The following is a 16,020-nucleotide window of genomic DNA, read 5'->3' as shown; positions in this document are numbered from 1 at the left end:
CCTCAGCTGCGTGGGGCTTCCGGCAGGCCGCCATAGGCGGCCCAGGTGGTGCCTGCGATGTAGCCGGCATCGACCGGCAGGTTGATGCCGGTGATGCCGCTGCTCTGCGGCGAGAGCAGCCATGCGATCGCCTGCGCGACTTCGATCGGCTCGACCAGCCGGTTCAGCGCGGTCGGCCGCGCCAGCAGGTCCTTGTTCAGGGCGCCCGATGCGATGCCGGCCTCGAGCGCTGCCGTGCGGGTGAAGCCGGGCGACACCGCGTTGACGCGGACGCCGGAACGGCCCCATTCGGCGGCGAGCGTCTGCGTGATCTGGATGACGCCGGCCTTCGCCGCGGTATAGGCGTGGATCGGGCCCGACGTCATGCCGGCCACCGAGGCGACGTTGACGATCGCGCCATGCCGCCGCTTCGCCATGGCGATGCCGACGCTGCGCGCGACCAGGAAGGTGCCGCGCAGATCGATATTGACCTCGCGGTCCCATTGCTCCATCCGCACCCGTTCGATCGTGTGCATCTTACCGAACACGCCGGCGGCGTTGACGAGGCCGCTGATCGGACCATGCGCGGTCTCGATATCGGCAATGCCCGCGACAACGGCGCTCTCGTTCGCGACGTCGAACGGCGCCGGCCACAGGACGGCGGCAGTTCCAACCAGCGGCTCGGGCGCGATGTCGACGATGACGACGCGATGCCCCTGATCGGCGAGCAGTGTCGCGGTCGCCGCACCAATGCCGCGGCTGCCGCCGGTGACGAGGATGGTGCCCTCAGCGCTCATGATTTTCTTCCCTTGTCGCTGGTGGTGAACAGGCCGCGGGTGACCAGTTTTTGATAGGCGGTGATCACATAGTCGGGCACCGCGGTGACGCCGCGCTCGGAATAGGAATAGCGGCGGCTGAGATAACCGCGCGCGCCCATCAGCACCTGGACGATGGCCTCGAATTCCTCGTCGCTGAACGCGTTGGTCGCACCGGCAGCCCGCGCGCGTTGCAGGATCCGCACATAGGCGCTCGAGATGTTGTCAAAATGCTTCTGGTAGCCGATCGGCGCGAAGAATTCGGCCTCGTTGAGGATGCGCAGGAATTCCGGCACCTCGCGGATGAAATCGAAGAAGGCGCTGAAGCGCTCGACCTCCTGCCGGGCTTCGCTTGCGGTGCCGGTGCGCGCATGGATGAAGCGGACCATGTCGAGGCCGATCTTCGGCAGCAGCTGGTCGAGCAGCTCCTGGCGGTTCTCGAAATGATTGTAGAAGGTGCCCTGCGCGACGCCGGCGGCCTCGGTGATGCGCGCGACCGAGGCTTCGGCATAGCCGTATTTGCCGACGACCTTGGTCGCGGCGTCGAAGATCTTCTGCTTGGTCCAGGCGTTGCGCTCGACCCGGTTGAGCTTTGTCACTTTGGCGGTTGTCGCTTGCGTCATGCGGTGGCCTCGAGTTCGGCGCGGAGCACGCGTTTGAGCACTTTGCCGGATGGATTGCGCGGCAGGCTGTCGCGGATGACGAGCTGCCGCGGCACCTTGAAGCCGGCGAGCCGTGTCCGGCAGTGGTCGGTGAGACCGGGCAGGTCGAGCTTGGCGTCGTCGGCCAGCACCACGATCGCGACCGGCTTCTCGCCCCAGCGCGCGTCCGGCAGGCCGATCACCGCGACCTCGCGCACTTCGGGCATTTCGTAGATGACGCGCTCGACCTCGGAGGAGGCGATGTTCTCGCCGCCGGAGATGATCATGTCCTTCTTGCGGTCGGTCAGATACAGGAAGCCGTCATCGTCGAGATAGCCGACATCGCCGGTGCGGAACCAGTCGCCGAAGAACGCGGATGCGGTCTTCTCCGGATCCTTCCAGTAGCCCTGCGTGACCTTCGGGCCGCGCAGGCAGATCTCGCCGTTCTGGCCGGCCGGCAGGCGCTTGCCGGCATCGTCGCGAATCTCGATCTCGACATGGGCGATGGCGCGGCCGGTCGAGCCGATCTTCTCGATCTCGCGGCCGGCGTCCATGAAGGTATCGCCGCCGCAGCTTTCGGTGAGGCCGTAGGCATCGATGTAGCGCGCGTTCTTGAAATAGTCAGAGAAGGCGCGGATGCGGACTTCCGGTGTCTTCTCGCCGCCGCCGATCGCCCATTGCAGGCTGGAGACGTCGTAGCGCTCGCGGTTCGGGCAGGTGAGGAGGGCCGTGGTCATGACCGGCGCGAACCACGCCGCGTTCAGCTTCTCCCGCTCGATCGCGGCGAGCGCAGGTTCAGGCTCGAAGGTGCGGTGAATGCACAGCATGCCGCCATGCCAGAGCACCGCGATGCCGGGCAGGTCGAGCGCGCCGACGTGATAGAGCGGGCCGACGACGAGCAGCCGCGTGTCGGCGTTGAGCCCGAGCACCAAGGTCTGGTCGGCGGACTTCCAGTAGATGTTCTCGTAACTGAGCATCACCCCCTTGGGACGATCCGTCGTGCCCGAGGTGTACATCAGCCGCATCAGGTCGCGCGGCCCGCGCACATGGATCGGCGCCGGCGCGATGTCGGGCGCGAGGTTGGTGACGCTGGACTGCGCGACCTCATCGAGCAGCACGACCGGCGCGCCGCCGGTTGCGATCGCGGCAAACTCCTCGTCGGCGACGAGGAGGCGCGCGCCGGAATTGCCGACGATGTAGCCGACCTCATCGGCCGAGAGGCGATAGTTGATCGGCAGGAACACCGCGCCGATATGGCTGGTCGCGAACGCCAGCTCGAGAAAGGCCGTGCTGTTCTTCATCAGCACGGCGACGATGTCGCCGGGCGCGATCCCGCGCGCCGCGAGCCAGCCGCCGACCTGCCGGATCCGCAGATCAAAGTCGGCGTAGGAGACGTCCTCACCGCGATATTTCAGCGCACAGCGGTCCGGAGTCCGCCGGGCATGAAATGCGATGAAGCTGGAAAGGTTGATCATTTGCCGCCCGCGGGGCCGATTCCGGCGCCGTTTTCTCCCTGGATGAATTGTGAGTCGTAATTCATCTTTGGCTTGACGTCACCCCCCTTGCTCTGAAAACATCGTGGTCATGGAGACGGAACGATCTCCGGCAGGGATTTTGGGAACGCGAATCCGACAGGGAGGGGAATGATGAAGAGGACCCGGAAACCGGGCATCACCCGGCGCTCGACGCTTGCGCTGATGGGCGCCGGTGCGGTGAGCTTTGCCGCGCCATGGGTGGCGCGCGCACAGGCCAAGACGATCAAGATCGGCATGCCGACCATTCTGTCGGGCCGCGTCGCGCAGCTCGGAACGTCCTCGCGCAACGCAGTGCTGCTGGAGGTCGAGAAGGTCAATGCCGCCGGCGGCCTTGCCGGGCGGCAGATCGAGATGGTGATCCGCGACTCCAAGGGACAGCCGCAGGAAGCGGCGCGCATCGCGCGCGAGCTCGTCAACACCGACGGCTGCGAGATGCTGCTTGACGGCGAAGCGTCCTCGGGATCGTTCGCGGTTCACGAAGTGGCGCGCGATCTCGGCGTGCTGTGCATCCACACCTGCTCGGAAGCGTCATCGCTGACCGCCGATCCCAAGCAGCACATCCCGAACGCCTTCCGTTGTGTGCGGCAGGGCATTCATGATTCGATCGTCGGCGCCAGCTACGCTGCAGGGATCGCCAAGGCCAAGGGCCTGAAGAAATGGGCGACCTGTTCGCCCGACTATGCCTATGGCCGCGACACCACCGGCGAGTTCGTGCTCTACCTGAAGAAGTTCGCGCCTGACGTCGAGATCATCAGCGAGTCCTGGCCAAAGCTGTTCCAGCCCGATTACACCGAGGTGGTGACCAAGATCCTGCAGGCCAAGCCGCAGGCGCTTTATTCGTGCCTGTGGGGCGGCGATCTCACCTCCTACATCGACCAGGCCAACATCTACGCGATGTTCACCCAGATGGAGGTGTTCGCGGTCAACATGGCCGACTACACCGCACTCACGGTGGTGAAGAACTTGCCCAAGGGCATCCACTCCGGCGACCGCTACATCAAGACATTCCCGCCGACGCCGGAAAATGCGGCCTGGGGCGATGCCTACAAGGCCAAGTACAACGAGTACCCGACCAACTGGTCGTGGCAGAACGCCACGGCGGTCATGTTCCTCAACGAGGCCGTCAAGAAGGCGAACTCGACCGACGGCAAGAAGGTCGCGGAGGCGCTCACCGGCCTCACCATCAAGTGCCCGTTCGGCGCCGACGGCACCGTGACCATGCGCGCCGACGATCACACGCTGGTCGGCTACGCCATCGGCTGGGGCACCACGATCCCGCAGGAGCCCTACGTGCCCGATGTGAAGGCTGGAGACTGGAAGACCATCTTCGAGCTCGAAGCCGAGTGGAAGAAGAGCAAGGGCTACACCTGATCCGCATGTGCGGCGGAGGCTGCCGCCGGCTGCCTCCGCCTCGCATCTGATGTTTGTCGCGCGCCGACGTTGCGGCCCGCCGTGATGGATGATTTTCCGTGGACCTCGACGCGCTCGCCAGTTGCCTCGCCAGCCCTGCCTGCCTGGTGACGCAAACCACCAGCGGCCTGATCATCGGCATGCTGCTGTTCCTTGTCGCCGTTGGGCTGACGCTGATCTTCGGCGTGCTCAAGGTGGTCAATTTCAGCCACGGCGCCTTCTATATGTTCGGCGCCTATTTCGCGATGACGGCCTATCAGCTCACCGGCAGCTTCGCGCTGGCGATGCTGAGCGGCGCCGTCGGCACCGCGATCCTCGGCCTGATCTTCGAGCGCGTGTTCATGAGCCGGGTTTACGGCCGCGACGTCTTGATGCAGCTCCTGGTCTGCTACGCCTTCGTGCTGATCTTCGACGATGTCGTCCGCATGATCTGGGGGCCTGAGTTCAAGTCGATGGGCATGCCGGCCGCGTTCCAGGTGCCGCCGCTGTTCATCGCCGGCGGCGTGGTGCCGCCATATTATCTGCTCTTGATCGGGGTGGCGCTCGCCGCGGCGGTTGTTCTCGGCCTGGGGCTGGCGCGCTCCAGGATCGGCAAGGTGATCCGTGCGGCTGCGCATAATCCCGGAATGGTCTCGGCGCTGGGGATCAATACCGGGCTGATCTATGGCGGCGTATTTGCGCTTGGCGGCATGCTGGCGGGACTGGCAGGAGCGCTTGCCGCGCCGGTGCGCTCGCTGACACCAGGCATGGGCTTCTCGGTGCTGATCGAGTCCTTCATCGTCACCGTGATCGGCGGCATGGGTTCGATCCTCGGCGCGTTGATCGGCGCGCTTTTGATCGGCCTGATCCGCTCCTTCGGATCGCTCGGCTTCCCGCTGTTCACCGAGGGCTTGATGTATCTGTTCATGGTGGTCGTGCTGGTGTCGCGTCCGAGCGGGCTGTTCGGCAAGGAGGTCGCATGACCGAATTGCAGGCCGGGCAGGGCACGCAGCCCCTCGATGTTGCCCGGATCGACGCCAGGCCGCAGCGTTACCGCGATGTGCTGATCGCGCTCGCGGCCTTTGTCCTGCTCGCGCTGCTGCCGTTCATCTTCGGCAGCAAGCAGCTGCTCGACTTTGTGATCCGCTGCGCAGCCTACGGATTGTTCGCGACGTCGCTCAACCTTCTGGTCGGCTACACCGGTTTGATCTCGTTCGGCCACGGCATGTTCTTCGGCCTCGGTGCCTATGGTTTCGGGCTGATGATGCAGAAGACCGGCGTGCCGATCCCGGTGGCCTTCGTCGCCACGCTGGCGATGACCCTGGTCGTTGCCGTCGTCATCGGCGCGATCTGCGTGCGGCTGAAGGAGATCTATTTCGCCTTCGTCACGCTGGCATTCCAGATGCTGATTCACTCGACCATCCTGTCGTGGCAGTCGCTGACCGGCGGCGACCAGGGCCTGCGCGGCGGGATCCCGAGGCCGCCGTTTCTCGGCATCGATCTGTCGAATCATCTACATCTCTACATCACGAGCTGCGCCCTGCTGGTAATCGGCCTGCTGCTCATGCGCCAGATCGCGCAATCGCCGTTCGGCTACACGCTGCGCATGATCCGCGACAACGCCACGCGGGCGAGCTTCATCGGCATCGATGTCTGGCGCGCCAAGCTGACGATCTTTGTGCTCGCCGCGCTGTTCGCGGCAACCGGCGGCATCATCATGGCGCTGTTCGTCTCCGGCGCCTATCCCGAGTTCGCCTATTGGACGATCTCGGGCGAGGGCATCTTCATCAACATGCTCGGGGGCGTGACAACCTTCCTCGGACCGATGGTCGGTACGGTGCTGCTGCTGATCCTCAACGATACCGTTACCCGCCTGACCGAGTATCACGGCATCGTGCTCGGCATTGTGATCCTGTTCTTTGCCATCGGCCTGCGAAAGGGCCTGATGGACTTTGTCGTCGAATGGTTCGCGCAGCGTCGCGGAGAAGCCGGGGAGCGCGCGCCATGAGTGCACAGACGCGGATCAGCGTCGTAACCGGCGGCGCCAGCGGCATCGGCGCGGCGTGCGTGCGTGAGCTCGCAGCGGCCGGCGATCTCGTCGCCGTTCTCGACCGCGATCTTGCCAAGGCGCAGACGGTTGCGGCGGAAGTCGGTGGCAAGGCGTTTGCGGCCGACGTGGCGGACGAGCGCAGCGTCGAGGCCTGTGCGGCCGCGATCGAGCGCGACTGCGGCCCGGTCGCGGTGCTGGTCAACAGCGCCGGCATCATCCAGGTGCCGGTCCGGCCGCACGAGCTGCCGATGACCTCCTGGGACGACGTCGTGCGCGTCGACCAGCGCGGGACCTATGTCGCCTGCGTTGCCTTTGCGCGGCAGATGATCGCGCGCAAGCGCGGCAGCATCGTCAACATCGCCTCGATTGCCGGCATGCGCTCGATGCCGCTGCATGCCTATGCGCCCGCCAAGGCGGCGGTGATCGCCATCACCGAATGCCTCGCGGCCGAATGGGGGCCGTCCGGCATCCGCGTCAATGCCGTGTCCCCTGGCTATACGCTGACGCCGGCGCTGAAGAATGCCATCGATCGAGGGGAGCGGGATGTCTCGGCGTTGGCTGCCAATGCAGCACTTCGCCGCCTTGTTGACCCCTCGGAGATCGGCCGCGTCGTCGCATTCCTGGCCTCCGACGCGGCCTCCGCGATGACCGGCGCCAACGTGCCGGTCGATTGCGGCTGGCTTGCCGGCACATCGTGGAGCACGTACGGCGGTCTACGGGAGGCGAGTGGCTAGCCATGCTGGAGATTCGCGGACTCTCGAAATCCTTTGGCGGCGTCAAGGCGACCGACAACGTCTCGCTCGACTTCGCCGATGGTTCGCTCACCGCCGTGATCGGCCCCAACGGCGCCGGCAAGAGCACATTCTTCAACCTGATCACGGGCGCGCTGCAGCCTGATGCCGGGCAGATCTTGCTCAACGGCGTCGACATGGCGGGCAAGGCCCCGCCGGAGATCGTGCGCCATGGCATCGGCCGCGCCTTCCAGGTCGCGAGCATATTCCCGTCGCTGACGGTGGAGGAGACGATGCTCGCTGCAGTCTGCGCCGATCAGCGCCGCGCCGGCGTGATGCATCGCCGGTTTCCGCTGGCCGAGACGCGCGACCGCGCCGAGCATACGATGGAGCTGCTCGGCCTCGCCGGGAAGCGCAACCGGACCGCGGCGACGCTGTCGCATGGCGACCAGAAGCTGCTCGATATCGCGCTCGCGCTGGTGCTCGAGCCCAAGGTGCTGCTGCTCGACGAGCCGACCGCGGGCATGGGTACCGAGGAGCGCTGGCGCATGATCGACAAGGTGCGCGAGCTCTGGGAGAAGCAGAAGATCACCGTCGTGTTCATCGAGCACGACATGGACATCGTGTTCAAGATCGCGCCCCAAATCGTCGTGCTGTGCTACGGCCGGATCCTGGCGACCGGGACGCCGGACGCGATCCGCAGGAACGATGCCGTGATCGAGGCCTATCTCGGCAGCGACGACCACGCGGGAGCGGTGGCATGAGCGCGCAGCCGGTGGTGCAGGTCGAGGACCTCGACGTCTATTACGGTACCAGCCAGATCCTGTTCGGCGTCGGCCTGTCGGTGCGGCAGGGCGAGACCATGGCGCTGCTCGGCCGCAACGGCGCCGGCAAGTCGACCACCATGAAGGCCATCATGGGGCTGGCGCCGGCGCACCGCGGCAGGGTGACCCTGCGCGGCCAGGTGGTCTCGGGAATGCGGCCGCATCACATCGCGCGGGCCGGGCTCGGCTTCGTGCCGGAAGACCGCCAGATCTTTCCCGAGCATACCGTCGAGGACAATCTCGTCATCGGCCAGAAGAAGGGGCCTGATGGCGAGGACGAGTGGTCGATCCGCCGCGTCTATGATGTGTTCCCGCTGCTCGAGCCGCTGCGGCACCGGATCGCCGGAAGGCTGTCCGGCGGCGAGCAGCAAATGCTGGCGATCGCCCGCACGCTGATGGGCAATCCGGTTCTGCTGCTGCTGGATGAGCCGAGCGAGGGGCTGGCGCCGATCATCGTGCAGCGCATCGGCGAGCTGCTGCGGCAGCTCCGCGGAACCGGTGCCACAGTATTGATCGCCGAGCAGAACATGCATTTTTGCCTTGGCCTTGCGAGCCACGCGACGGTTATCGACAAGGGACAGATCGTCTACACATCCTCCATCGAAGAGCTGAAGGCCAACGACAACATCCGGCAGCGCTATCTGGCGCTGTAGGGCATGATCCGGAAAAAAGCGACAAGCGCGTAGCGGTTGCGCGGGGATCATGCCCAAAGGACAGGGCTCTTTCGACAGCGATGGGAGGACAAATGGCGGGCAAGCTGTCGCCGACGCATGAAGCGCCGTATCGCGGGCTGAAGGTCCTCGATTTCGGGCAGGGGATTGCCTCGCCCTATTGCGCGATGCTGCTTGGGGTCTACGGCGCCGACGTCATCAAGGTCGAACCGCCGGAGGGCGACTGGTCGCGCTATCTCGGCACGACCTACGGCAATCACACGACGCTGTCGGCGGTCTACAACCGCGGCAAGCGCAGCCTGTGCCTCGACATGAAGCACAAGGATGGGATCGCGATCGCGCAGCGGCTGTCGCGCGAGGCCGACGTGCTCATCGAAGGATTTCGTCCCGGCGTCGCGGAGCGGCTCGGGCTCGGCTACGAGGGCCTGTCGCGCGACAATCCCGCCCTGGTCTATCTGTCGGTCAGCGGCTTCGGGCAGAGCGGCCCGTACGCCAAGCGGCCCGGCTCGGATTCGGTGGCGCAGGCGTTCTCGGGGCTGGTCTCGGTCAATCTCGGCGCCGATGGCGTGCCGCATCGGGTCGGCACCACGATTTCCGACGTCGTCACCGGCGTCTATGCGTTCCAGGCCATCGCCACGACGCTATTCGCGCGTGCGACCGTCGGCACCGGCCGCTGGATCGACGTCAATCTCTGCCAGTCGACGTCGGCGCTGCTCGGCCACAAGGTGGCGGAGTTCATCCTCGAGGGCGGCGCGCCGCGCGCGCTGAACGTTCCGGCCGGCACCTACCAGACCCAGGACGGCTGGATGATGGTCACCCTGGTGAACGAGCCGCAATACAAGCGGCTGTGCGGTGCGATCGGCCGTGAGGATCTCGCCGCCGATCCGCGTTTTGCCGACTTCGCCCGGCGCGCCGACGCGGCCGACGCGCTGATCCCGCAATTGCGCGAGGTGTTCCTGACCCAGGCGACGGATGCCTGGCTGACCCGGCTGCATGCGGCAGATATCATCGCCGAGCGGATCCTCGATCCCGGCGAATGGCTGCGCAATGTCCATGTCGAGGCGACCAGGGCATCGGTGCGCCAGGACACACCCGGCGTCGGCGCGGTCTACACGCCACGCACGCCGGGGATCGCGAGCCTGTCCGAGGATCACCTTTGCCCCGCGCCTGACGTCGGGCAGGATAGCCGCGCCGTGCTGACGGAGGCCGGCTTCGGTTCCGCCGAGATCGATGGCCTGCTGCTCTCGGGCGCGGTGCGGCAGACCAAGAGCTAACGGGAGGCAATACATCATGAGCACCGACCTCGTTCGTTACTCGGTCACCGACCAGATTGCGGAGATCGTGCTGGATCGCGCGCCGGTCAACGCACTCAGCATTCCCCTGATCGACGCGCTGCTGGCGGCGCTGGCGAAAGCGCGCGACGACGACGCGGTGCGTGCCGTCATCATCAGCAGCGCTCACAAGGTGTTTTGCGCCGGCCTCGATCTCGACATCGTCAGGGGCAAGCCCGCGATCGAGACCAAGACGTTCCTCGAGCGGCTGTATTTCGCGCTGAACGATACGCAGTACCGCATGGGCAAGCCGACGATTGCGGCGATCGATGGCGCGGTGCGCGCCGGCGGCATGACGATCGCGATCTCCTGCGACATGATCGTCGCGGGCGACGGCTCGACCTTCGGCTATCCCGAGATCGATGTCGGCCTGATCCCGGCGATCCATTTTGTGCAGTTGCCGCGGCTGGTCGGTAAGCACCAGGCGTTCGGCCCGCTGTTCCTTGGCGAGCCCTTCGATGCCGCGACCGCCTTTCGCATGGGCCTGCTCAGCGAGGTGGTGCCGAAGGGCACTGCGCTCGCGCGCGCCCCGCGAGATCGCACGCAAGCTCGCGGCGAAATCGCCGATCGTGATGAAGATCGGCCGCGACGCCTTCATGCGTGCGGTCGATGCCGATTTCCGCCGCTCGGTGGAGAACACGGCGGAAAGTTTCGTTGTGGTCGCATCGACGGAAGATTGCCAGGAAGGGCTGAATGCGTTCGTCGAGAAGCGGGCGCCCAACTACAAGGGACGGTAAATGGCTGGATTGTATTTCGAGGAGTTCGAGATCGGACAGGAATTCCATCACGAGTTCAGCCGCACCGTGACCGAGATGGACAACACCATGTTCAGCCTCCTGACCATGAACCCGCAGCCATTGCATATCGACGCGCATTTCTCCGAGAAGACCGAGTTCGGCCAGCGGCTGTTCAACAGCCTCTATACGCTCGGCATCATGATCGGCATGAGCGTGTACGATACGACGCTGGGAACGACCGTCGGCAATCTCGGCATGACCGACGTCAAGTTCCCGAAGCCGGTGTTCCATGGCGATACGCTGAAGGCGCACACCAGGATCATCGGCAAGCGCGCCAGCAAGTCGCGGCCGACCCAGGGCATCGTCGAGTTCGAGCACACCATGACCAACCAGCGCGGCGAGGTGGTGGCGAGCTGCCGCCGCACCGGCCTGATGCACTGCAAGCCGAAGGCGTAAGCGATGCGATCGTTCCTGTTCGTTCCCGGCGACAGCACCCGGAAATATGAAAGCGCGAAGAAGACCGCAGCCGATGCGCTGATCCTCGACCTCGAGGATTCCATCGCGCCGGACCAGAAGGTGGTTGCGCGGGGCATCACGCGCCAGATGCTCGATGCGCGCAATCCGGAGCAGAAGCTTTATATCCGCGTCAACGCGCTCGACACCGATCTGACGCTCGGCGATCTCGCCGCCGTGATGCCCGGCAAACCCGATGGAATCGTGCTGCCGAAATGCGCCGGTGCCGCCGACGTCAACCGGCTCGCACTCTATCTTGACGCATTCGAGGCGGCCTCTGATATCGCGCAGGGCACCACCCGGATCGTGACGGTCGCGACCGAGACGGCGCGGGCGGTGCTGAAAATCCTCGATTTCGAGAACATGAGCCCGCGGCTATGGGGCATGATGTGGGGCGCGGAGGATCTCGCAGCCTCGCTCGGGGCAACGCGCAATCGCAGCGATGGCCGCTATCACTCGCCCTTCATCCTGGCGCGCGATCTCTGCCTGATCGGCGCGGCCGCCGCCGGCGTCGTCGCGATTGATACCATCGCGACCGACATCAACGATCTCGATGCCTTGAAGGCCGAGGCGGTCGCCGCACGCCAGGATGGCTTCCTCGCCAAAGCCGTGATCCATCCCAAGCATGTCGACGTCGTCAACGCGGCCTTCATGCCGACGGATGAGGAGATTGCATGGTCGGAGCGGGTGATCGCCGCGTTCGCCAATAACCCGTCGGGGGTCGCCAAGATGGATGGCAAGATGCTGGACAAGCCGCATCTGCGCGCCGCCGAGAAGATCCTGGCGTCGCGCAAGAAATAGTCGGGGAGGCGGGCCGATACCGCCATGTTGCGCGATAGTGAGGCGCGGCTGCGGTGGTCGCTGGCGATCGACTAACCGCTGGGATCAGGAATGAGCGACCGCCGACTTGCCGTCCTGCTGCTTCGACCATGAGACGTAGTAGGCGACGGCCGTCATCGCCGCGATACCGGCGATGCTGACCGCGACCTGCCTTGCCAGTGAGTATGGGCCCGTAATCAGGATCAGGTGCGCAGCGAAGGAGAGGAAGACGCCTGCACAGAACACGGCGAGCCATTCCTCGCCGCACTTGATGATCGGCTGCAAGGCGGGAGATCGCAGGTATTCCCAATCGCGCGGCACCAGCCAGCTGAACAGGAACGTCAGGACCAGGAAGTGCAGGATGCGATGAGGCGCGATCTCCTCCCGGTCGTTTGGCAGCAGCATATCGCTCAGCCCGCTCGGCATCATTTGCGCGAGCGCCGGGATATCGCTGCTCGAGATGATCGTCAGGGCGAACAGCAGATACAGCAACGCCATGGCGCGCAGCGCGGGAGCAGCCTGCATCGCGCGGATCGCGGGCGCATATCGCGCGCCGATCAGCGCGAGCCAGCCGCCCATCACGAACAGCAATTGCCAGCAGAACGGATTGAGGTACCAGTCTCCATACGGATATGACGACAGGTTCCAGTTGAGCAGCCGGCCGGCCGCATAGAGGGTCACGGATGCGACGACCGTCGCGTTCGGCACGTACAACAGCCCGAACACGATGATGGGCTGGAACGCCATCAAGGCAATGGTGAGTTGCAGCACGTCGAGATTGAGCGGCTTGGCCTGCAGGAACAGGCCGTAGATCAACGTCCGGATCGGGTGATCGATGAAGCCCGTGATGTTGAACTCGCTGATGATCTCCGGCGCCGCGGTCCGGGTAGCGACATAGCTGATCAACTCGACATAGATCACGAACAGAACGATATAGGCAGCATAGAGCTGCCATACGCGCTTGAAGATGCGGGTCGCGGCCACCAGGAATCCGCGTTCCAGCGTCATCCTGGCGTAGATGAGCGTCACTGCGTAGCCGCCGACGAATACAAAAAGGTCGGTTGCGCCGCTGAAGCCGAAGTTGCGCATGGTCAGCGCGCCGACGACGTTGTGCGGAATATGGTCCAGAAACAGAAACCAGTTTGCGATGCCAAGCAGCAGCGCGATCCTGAGATCGCCATCGGCTTTCGCGATCTCGGCGTTTGTTGTCGAAGTCATCTGAAGCTGAAATTTGCCGGCCCGAGAAACGAATCGCTAATCTAGAGGGAACCCGCGCCTGGTCCGAATAGACTTTGCGTGAACCCTATCTAGTCCGTTTCGGGTTCCGGCCAAGTGGCTGGCTCAAGAAAGATCACGTTTTCGCAATCAACTCGTGAGCGGTGTCAGACCGGTTCGTGTTTGCGCAGGTCGCGGGTGTGATCCAGCGTATTGGCTTGCAGGTTCGCGCCGGTCACGGGGAGCTCCGGCAGGGCGGCCTCGGCCAGCAGGTCGTCCGTCACATCCTCGACCGAACGCTCGGCAATCTCGTGAATGAAGCTGATGTTCGTATATTCGCCCGAGGCGATTCGTGAGACGACGTCGCGTCGTGTCATTCCGGGATCGACGATCGCCTCGCGGCCACGGCGGCCATAGTCGATCATCACGACGAAATACTGCATTGCCTGATCGTTCGATGTTCTGACTGTTACTGCGCATTATTTCCGATAATCGGAAGTATGTCAAGGGTGAATTGTTGAAAACCGAAATTCAGGCATGCATGGCCGGACCGATTCGGTCCGAAGGCGTCCGAATCGGTTCGGCCGGTCCCTGAAGCGGCGCGGTTACTTCTCGGACGATCGCCCGCCCTGCGTCCGGGCAGATTTGCGACTCTTCGCCCCCGACTTGCCGCGCAGCCTTTCGATCTGGCCGCGAGGCAGGGTGACGCAGATTTCGCCGATCCATTCGAGCTTTACGCCGTTGATCGGCTTGGCATTAAAGCTCTTGAGGTTGACGGTGCCCGACGAACTGCCGCGTTCGATCGTCTTCAGATATCGCTCGCCGCTCTTCAGCCGGACCGCAGCTTCCTCTCCGTAGAAGCTCGACAGCGGATAGCGCTGCTCGCGATACACCACGATGACGTCGCCGTTCTCGTATTTCGGCAGCATCGAATCGCCCGAGACCTCGAAAGCGACGGTCTCCTCCGTCATCGGGAACGGAAGCTCGATTTCGCCGAGACCCTCCGGCGGGACCTGCTCCAGCTCCGGCTGGATCGAGGCGCCGGCGCCGACCCGGCCCACGATCGGCACCGAATTCAGCTCCAAATACTCCATGATCGGGGCAATCTCGGATGCCTTGATCAACCTTATTCCCGACAGGATTTCGGAGACCGCCCCGGCCCGAACCCCCATCGCGCGGGCAAGCCCGCCTTTGCTCTTCCCAGTCTTTTCCAGTGCTCGTTCGATCAGTGCCGCGTCCAGCATGTTTCATCCTTTCCCAAACCCGAAGGCACTATATCCGTTACGATTATCAGAAACAAGCTTGACTTTTTTTCTTCTGAATATCGGAAGGTGTGCGAGGCGCCGGCGGAATGACAGAAATGGGAATTTGGAATGGAAATGATGAACTGGCTGCCGGAGCATTCGGCAGCCCTGCAGGATCTCCGCGCCCGCGGCTTGTCCTATTCGGAAATCGCTGACACGATCAACGCTACCTTCAATACGGCCTATACGCGCAACGCGGCGCTCAGCCGAGCGCAGCGCATGGGGTTGGCGGGCCTCGAAAGGCCCGAGCCGTCCCTGCCGGGCTCCGAAGGATCAGGCGGCTGCGTGAAGGGCGCGCCGAACTGACGCCGGATCTGCTTCGCGAGCCAAAGATCTTCACTGAAACGGTGGAGATGCCGCAGCTTCGTTGCGCGGCGGTCGTGCCGCGGCATCTTTCGCTGCTCGACCTCAAGCCCGGAGACTGCCGCTATCCCTATGGCGGGATAGCGACGGCGAGACCATTACCTTCTGCGGTCATCCGTGCCGGTCGGGCTTGAGCTACTGCACACCGCATTTTCACCTGAGTCGCGATCCTGAGGCCACGAGGCCGGTATTGAGCGCCGACTAGCTTCAAGCCATCGGGGCCGGTTGAGGCAATTCATCACCTGACCGAAGGACATTGGTCCGCAACTGCGATCGCGCGGAAGCCTCCGCGCGCCCATCATCAGACATTTTGGAGGTTACCAATGCCGCGAGCCAAGCGCCGGAAGCCGTACGATCCCGCCGGAGCGCACGATCGACGTGCCCAGGATCTGCCGGTTAATGCCGAGGTGGCGACCGTCGACGTCGACGATCCCCTTGCGCTCGAGCCAGGCGAGAAGATCGTTGCTTTTCGCTCGATCCGCAACGATCCGCTCGGCCGGTTGCACGCGCACCGCCAGATCGACGATACGCAATATCGGAGTGGCCGGGCGTTCCAAAACGACTGGCAAAAGGCCGAGCGCGGGCCGCGCGCGGTGGATACGACGCGCGAATTCGTCGATCGCGGCCTGCGATGCAAGCCGATCACCGAGGGGCGGCGCCAGACGACGCTGCGCCTCAATCGCGCCGAGCATGAACTCGGCGCCGACGGTTCGGCGCCACTGCACGATGTCCTGATTCTCGGCATGACCATGGAGCAGGTTGGACAGCGGCGCCGACTGTGTACGCAGCGCTGGCAGGACTATTTTGCGCGGCGTCTCAAGGAATGCTTGGATCGGCTGGCGCTGATGTACGGGCTTGCGACGGCAAGCAGGGTTCCGCTGAAGGACCATCAACGCTGACCTGACGTGATTGCTGACGTGCCGGTTTGCCGCGCAGGAATCCGGCGCGGTAGCCCTCATCGCATGACTGTGCCTTGCCTCACACTGAACTCCTTCCTTGTGTGCGGTCGGGATTGGCCCGGCCAAGGCTGTGAAGATGGTCGACAGCGGCGCGGACTCTCATGTAACTTCCGTCGCGTCGACGACCTGCCTGCATTCGAGGCC

At 64.4% G+C, this 16,020-nt stretch carries 19 protein-coding genes and 1 pseudogene; 13 read left to right on the top strand and 7 right to left on the bottom strand.

Translation table 11 applies throughout. From position 1 onward, the window contains the following. Positions 1 to 2: 2 nt before the first annotated feature. Genes ACVIHF_RS22720 through ACVIHF_RS22710 form a run of 3 tightly spaced genes read right to left on the bottom strand, consistent with a single transcriptional unit; the run spans position 3 to position 2,910 of the window. A complete protein-coding gene (locus ACVIHF_RS22720; RefSeq protein ID WP_225645907.1) occupies positions 3 to 776 on the bottom strand; it encodes an SDR family NAD(P)-dependent oxidoreductase in 774 nt (257 codons plus the stop codon). Continuing rightward, positions 773 to 1,417, bottom strand: a complete 645-nt coding sequence (locus ACVIHF_RS22715; protein ID WP_157345231.1) for a TetR/AcrR family transcriptional regulator — start codon at positions 1,415 to 1,417, stop codon at positions 773 to 775. Before ACVIHF_RS22715 ends, ACVIHF_RS22720 begins: the two co-directional genes overlap by 4 nt. Further along, entirely contained in the window at positions 1,414 to 2,910 is a 1,497-nt protein-coding gene (locus ACVIHF_RS22710) for an AMP-binding protein (RefSeq protein ID WP_456792572.1), read from the bottom strand. The genes ACVIHF_RS22715 and ACVIHF_RS22710 overlap by 4 nt, the downstream gene beginning before the upstream one ends. Before the next feature lie 171 nt (positions 2,911 to 3,081). Between ACVIHF_RS22710 and ACVIHF_RS22705 the strand changes: the two genes are divergently transcribed. The 7 genes from ACVIHF_RS22705 to ACVIHF_RS22675 all read left to right on the top strand — a co-directional run bounded on the left by ACVIHF_RS22705 (position 3,082) and on the right by ACVIHF_RS22675 (position 9,909). After that, positions 3,082 to 4,341 (top strand): ABC transporter substrate-binding protein, encoded by a 1,260-nt coding sequence (locus ACVIHF_RS22705; protein ID WP_038383532.1) that lies wholly within the window; start codon positions 3,082 to 3,084, stop codon positions 4,339 to 4,341. A gap of 98 nt (positions 4,342 to 4,439) precedes the next feature. Continuing rightward, positions 4,440 to 5,342 (top strand): branched-chain amino acid ABC transporter permease, encoded by a 903-nt coding sequence (locus ACVIHF_RS22700; protein WP_076834117.1) that lies wholly within the window; start codon positions 4,440 to 4,442, stop codon positions 5,340 to 5,342. Beyond that, positions 5,339 to 6,367: a branched-chain amino acid ABC transporter permease gene (locus tag ACVIHF_RS22695; RefSeq protein ID WP_168856040.1), complete on the top strand. Its 1,029-nt coding sequence runs from the start codon at positions 5,339 to 5,341 to the stop codon at positions 6,365 to 6,367. The genes ACVIHF_RS22700 and ACVIHF_RS22695 overlap by 4 nt, the downstream gene beginning before the upstream one ends. Next, a complete protein-coding gene (locus ACVIHF_RS22690) occupies positions 6,364 to 7,143 on the top strand; it encodes an SDR family NAD(P)-dependent oxidoreductase (protein ID WP_456792571.1) in 780 nt (259 codons plus the stop codon). The genes ACVIHF_RS22695 and ACVIHF_RS22690 overlap by 4 nt, the downstream gene beginning before the upstream one ends. A 2-nt stretch (positions 7,144 to 7,145) precedes the next feature. Continuing rightward, positions 7,146 to 7,904: an ABC transporter ATP-binding protein gene (locus ACVIHF_RS22685; RefSeq protein ID WP_076834112.1), complete on the top strand. Its 759-nt coding sequence runs from the start codon at positions 7,146 to 7,148 to the stop codon at positions 7,902 to 7,904. Then, a complete protein-coding gene (locus ACVIHF_RS22680) occupies positions 7,901 to 8,617 on the top strand; it encodes an ABC transporter ATP-binding protein (protein WP_075968245.1) in 717 nt (238 codons plus the stop codon). The genes ACVIHF_RS22685 and ACVIHF_RS22680 overlap by 4 nt, the downstream gene beginning before the upstream one ends. Before the next feature lie 92 nt (positions 8,618 to 8,709). After that, positions 8,710 to 9,909, top strand: coding sequence for a CaiB/BaiF CoA transferase family protein (locus ACVIHF_RS22675; protein WP_456792570.1), 1,200 nt, complete (start codon positions 8,710 to 8,712; stop codon positions 9,907 to 9,909). A gap of 36 nt (positions 9,910 to 9,945) precedes the next feature. Here ACVIHF_RS22675 and ACVIHF_RS22670 read toward each other — a convergent pair whose 3' ends face one another. After that, entirely contained in the window at positions 9,946 to 10,083 is a 138-nt protein-coding gene (locus tag ACVIHF_RS22670) for a hypothetical protein (RefSeq protein WP_456792568.1), read from the bottom strand. Here ACVIHF_RS22670 and ACVIHF_RS22665 point away from each other — a divergent pair. The 4 genes and pseudogenes from ACVIHF_RS22665 to ACVIHF_RS22650 form a co-directional block, all read left to right on the top strand. Next, a pseudogene (locus ACVIHF_RS22665) lies at positions 10,019 to 10,426 on the top strand (enoyl-CoA hydratase/isomerase family protein); the annotation flags it as partial. The gene ACVIHF_RS22670 and the pseudogene ACVIHF_RS22665 sit on opposite strands and share 65 nt — an antisense overlap. Next, positions 10,425 to 10,703, top strand: a complete 279-nt coding sequence (locus ACVIHF_RS22660; protein WP_456792567.1) for an enoyl-CoA hydratase-related protein — start codon at positions 10,425 to 10,427, stop codon at positions 10,701 to 10,703. The pseudogene ACVIHF_RS22665 and the gene ACVIHF_RS22660, both read left to right, overlap by 2 nt. After that, positions 10,704 to 11,159 carry a MaoC family dehydratase gene (locus ACVIHF_RS22655; protein ID WP_016847346.1) on the top strand — a complete coding sequence of 152 codons (456 nt, stop codon included), beginning with the start codon at positions 10,704 to 10,706 and terminating at the stop codon, positions 11,157 to 11,159. A 3-nt stretch (positions 11,160 to 11,162) separates the two neighbouring features. After that, complete coding sequence (locus ACVIHF_RS22650) at positions 11,163 to 12,017, top strand: HpcH/HpaI aldolase/citrate lyase family protein (RefSeq protein ID WP_028336895.1); 855 nt, start codon at positions 11,163 to 11,165, stop codon at positions 12,015 to 12,017. Positions 12,018 to 12,101: 84 nt separating this feature from the next. Here ACVIHF_RS22650 and ACVIHF_RS22645 read toward each other — a convergent pair whose 3' ends face one another. From ACVIHF_RS22645 to ACVIHF_RS22635, 3 genes are all read right to left on the bottom strand, one after another. Continuing rightward, entirely contained in the window at positions 12,102 to 13,253 is a 1,152-nt protein-coding gene (locus ACVIHF_RS22645) for an OpgC domain-containing protein (RefSeq protein ID WP_456792566.1), read from the bottom strand. A gap of 164 nt (positions 13,254 to 13,417) precedes the next feature. Continuing rightward, on the bottom strand, positions 13,418 to 13,693 hold the full coding sequence (locus tag ACVIHF_RS22640; RefSeq protein WP_076834102.1) for a hypothetical protein: 276 nt from the start codon (positions 13,691 to 13,693) through the stop codon (positions 13,418 to 13,420). Positions 13,694 to 13,855: 162 nt separating this feature from the next. Beyond that, the gene (locus ACVIHF_RS22635; protein WP_141339796.1) at positions 13,856 to 14,494 is read right to left on the bottom strand and encodes a LexA family transcriptional regulator; all 639 of its coding nucleotides are present in this window, start codon (positions 14,492 to 14,494) and stop codon (positions 13,856 to 13,858) included. Between the two features lie 129 nt (positions 14,495 to 14,623). On the opposite strand from ACVIHF_RS22635, the gene ACVIHF_RS22630 reads away from it, so the two are divergent. Together ACVIHF_RS22630 and ACVIHF_RS22625 are read left to right on the top strand one after the other, a co-directional pair. Continuing rightward, on the top strand, positions 14,624 to 14,860 hold the full coding sequence (locus tag ACVIHF_RS22630) for a GcrA family cell cycle regulator (RefSeq protein ID WP_456780113.1): 237 nt from the start codon (positions 14,624 to 14,626) through the stop codon (positions 14,858 to 14,860). A 380-nt stretch (positions 14,861 to 15,240) separates the two neighbouring features. Continuing rightward, positions 15,241 to 15,816, top strand: coding sequence for a hypothetical protein (locus ACVIHF_RS22625; protein ID WP_253607725.1), 576 nt, complete (start codon positions 15,241 to 15,243; stop codon positions 15,814 to 15,816). Positions 15,817 to 16,020: the final 204 nt, after the last annotated feature.

Source organism: Bradyrhizobium sp. USDA 4506 (assembly GCF_054058795.1).
This window is presented reverse-complemented; position numbering and strand designations above follow the sequence as displayed.

What these genes read in the sequence shown, in the direction of transcription:
- ACVIHF_RS22715 (WP_157345231.1), bottom strand. Translation starts at nt 1,417, where the DNA reads ATGACGCAAGCGACAACCGCCAAAGTGACAAAGCTCAACCGGGTCGAG.
- ACVIHF_RS22670 (WP_456792568.1), bottom strand. Translation starts at nt 10,083, where the DNA reads ATGATGACGGCACGCACCGCGTCGTCGTCGCGCGCTTTCGCCAGCGCC.
- ACVIHF_RS22675 (WP_456792570.1), top strand. Translation starts at nt 8,710, where the DNA reads ATGGCGGGCAAGCTGTCGCCGACGCATGAAGCGCCGTATCGCGGGCTG.
- ACVIHF_RS22660 (WP_456792567.1), top strand. Translation starts at nt 10,425, where the DNA reads ATGCCGCGACCGCCTTTCGCATGGGCCTGCTCAGCGAGGTGGTGCCGA.
- ACVIHF_RS22720 (WP_225645907.1), bottom strand. Translation starts at nt 776, where the DNA reads ATGAGCGCTGAGGGCACCATCCTCGTCACCGGCGGCAGCCGCGGCATT.
- ACVIHF_RS22690 (WP_456792571.1), top strand. Translation starts at nt 6,364, where the DNA reads ATGAGTGCACAGACGCGGATCAGCGTCGTAACCGGCGGCGCCAGCGGC.
- ACVIHF_RS22680 (WP_075968245.1), top strand. Translation starts at nt 7,901, where the DNA reads ATGAGCGCGCAGCCGGTGGTGCAGGTCGAGGACCTCGACGTCTATTAC.
- ACVIHF_RS22655 (WP_016847346.1), top strand. Translation starts at nt 10,704, where the DNA reads ATGGCTGGATTGTATTTCGAGGAGTTCGAGATCGGACAGGAATTCCAT.
- ACVIHF_RS22685 (WP_076834112.1), top strand. Translation starts at nt 7,146, where the DNA reads ATGCTGGAGATTCGCGGACTCTCGAAATCCTTTGGCGGCGTCAAGGCG.
- ACVIHF_RS22695 (WP_168856040.1), top strand. Translation starts at nt 5,339, where the DNA reads ATGACCGAATTGCAGGCCGGGCAGGGCACGCAGCCCCTCGATGTTGCC.
- ACVIHF_RS22635 (WP_141339796.1), bottom strand. Translation starts at nt 14,494, where the DNA reads ATGCTGGACGCGGCACTGATCGAACGAGCACTGGAAAAGACTGGGAAG.
- ACVIHF_RS22710 (WP_456792572.1), bottom strand. Translation starts at nt 2,910, where the DNA reads ATGATCAACCTTTCCAGCTTCATCGCATTTCATGCCCGGCGGACTCCG.
- ACVIHF_RS22650 (WP_028336895.1), top strand. Translation starts at nt 11,163, where the DNA reads ATGCGATCGTTCCTGTTCGTTCCCGGCGACAGCACCCGGAAATATGAA.
- ACVIHF_RS22705 (WP_038383532.1), top strand. Translation starts at nt 3,082, where the DNA reads ATGAAGAGGACCCGGAAACCGGGCATCACCCGGCGCTCGACGCTTGCG.
- ACVIHF_RS22630 (WP_456780113.1), top strand. Translation starts at nt 14,624, where the DNA reads ATGGAAATGATGAACTGGCTGCCGGAGCATTCGGCAGCCCTGCAGGAT.
- ACVIHF_RS22645 (WP_456792566.1), bottom strand. Translation starts at nt 13,253, where the DNA reads ATGACTTCGACAACAAACGCCGAGATCGCGAAAGCCGATGGCGATCTC.
- ACVIHF_RS22640 (WP_076834102.1), bottom strand. Translation starts at nt 13,693, where the DNA reads ATGCAGTATTTCGTCGTGATGATCGACTATGGCCGCCGTGGCCGCGAG.
- ACVIHF_RS22625 (WP_253607725.1), top strand. Translation starts at nt 15,241, where the DNA reads ATGCCGCGAGCCAAGCGCCGGAAGCCGTACGATCCCGCCGGAGCGCAC.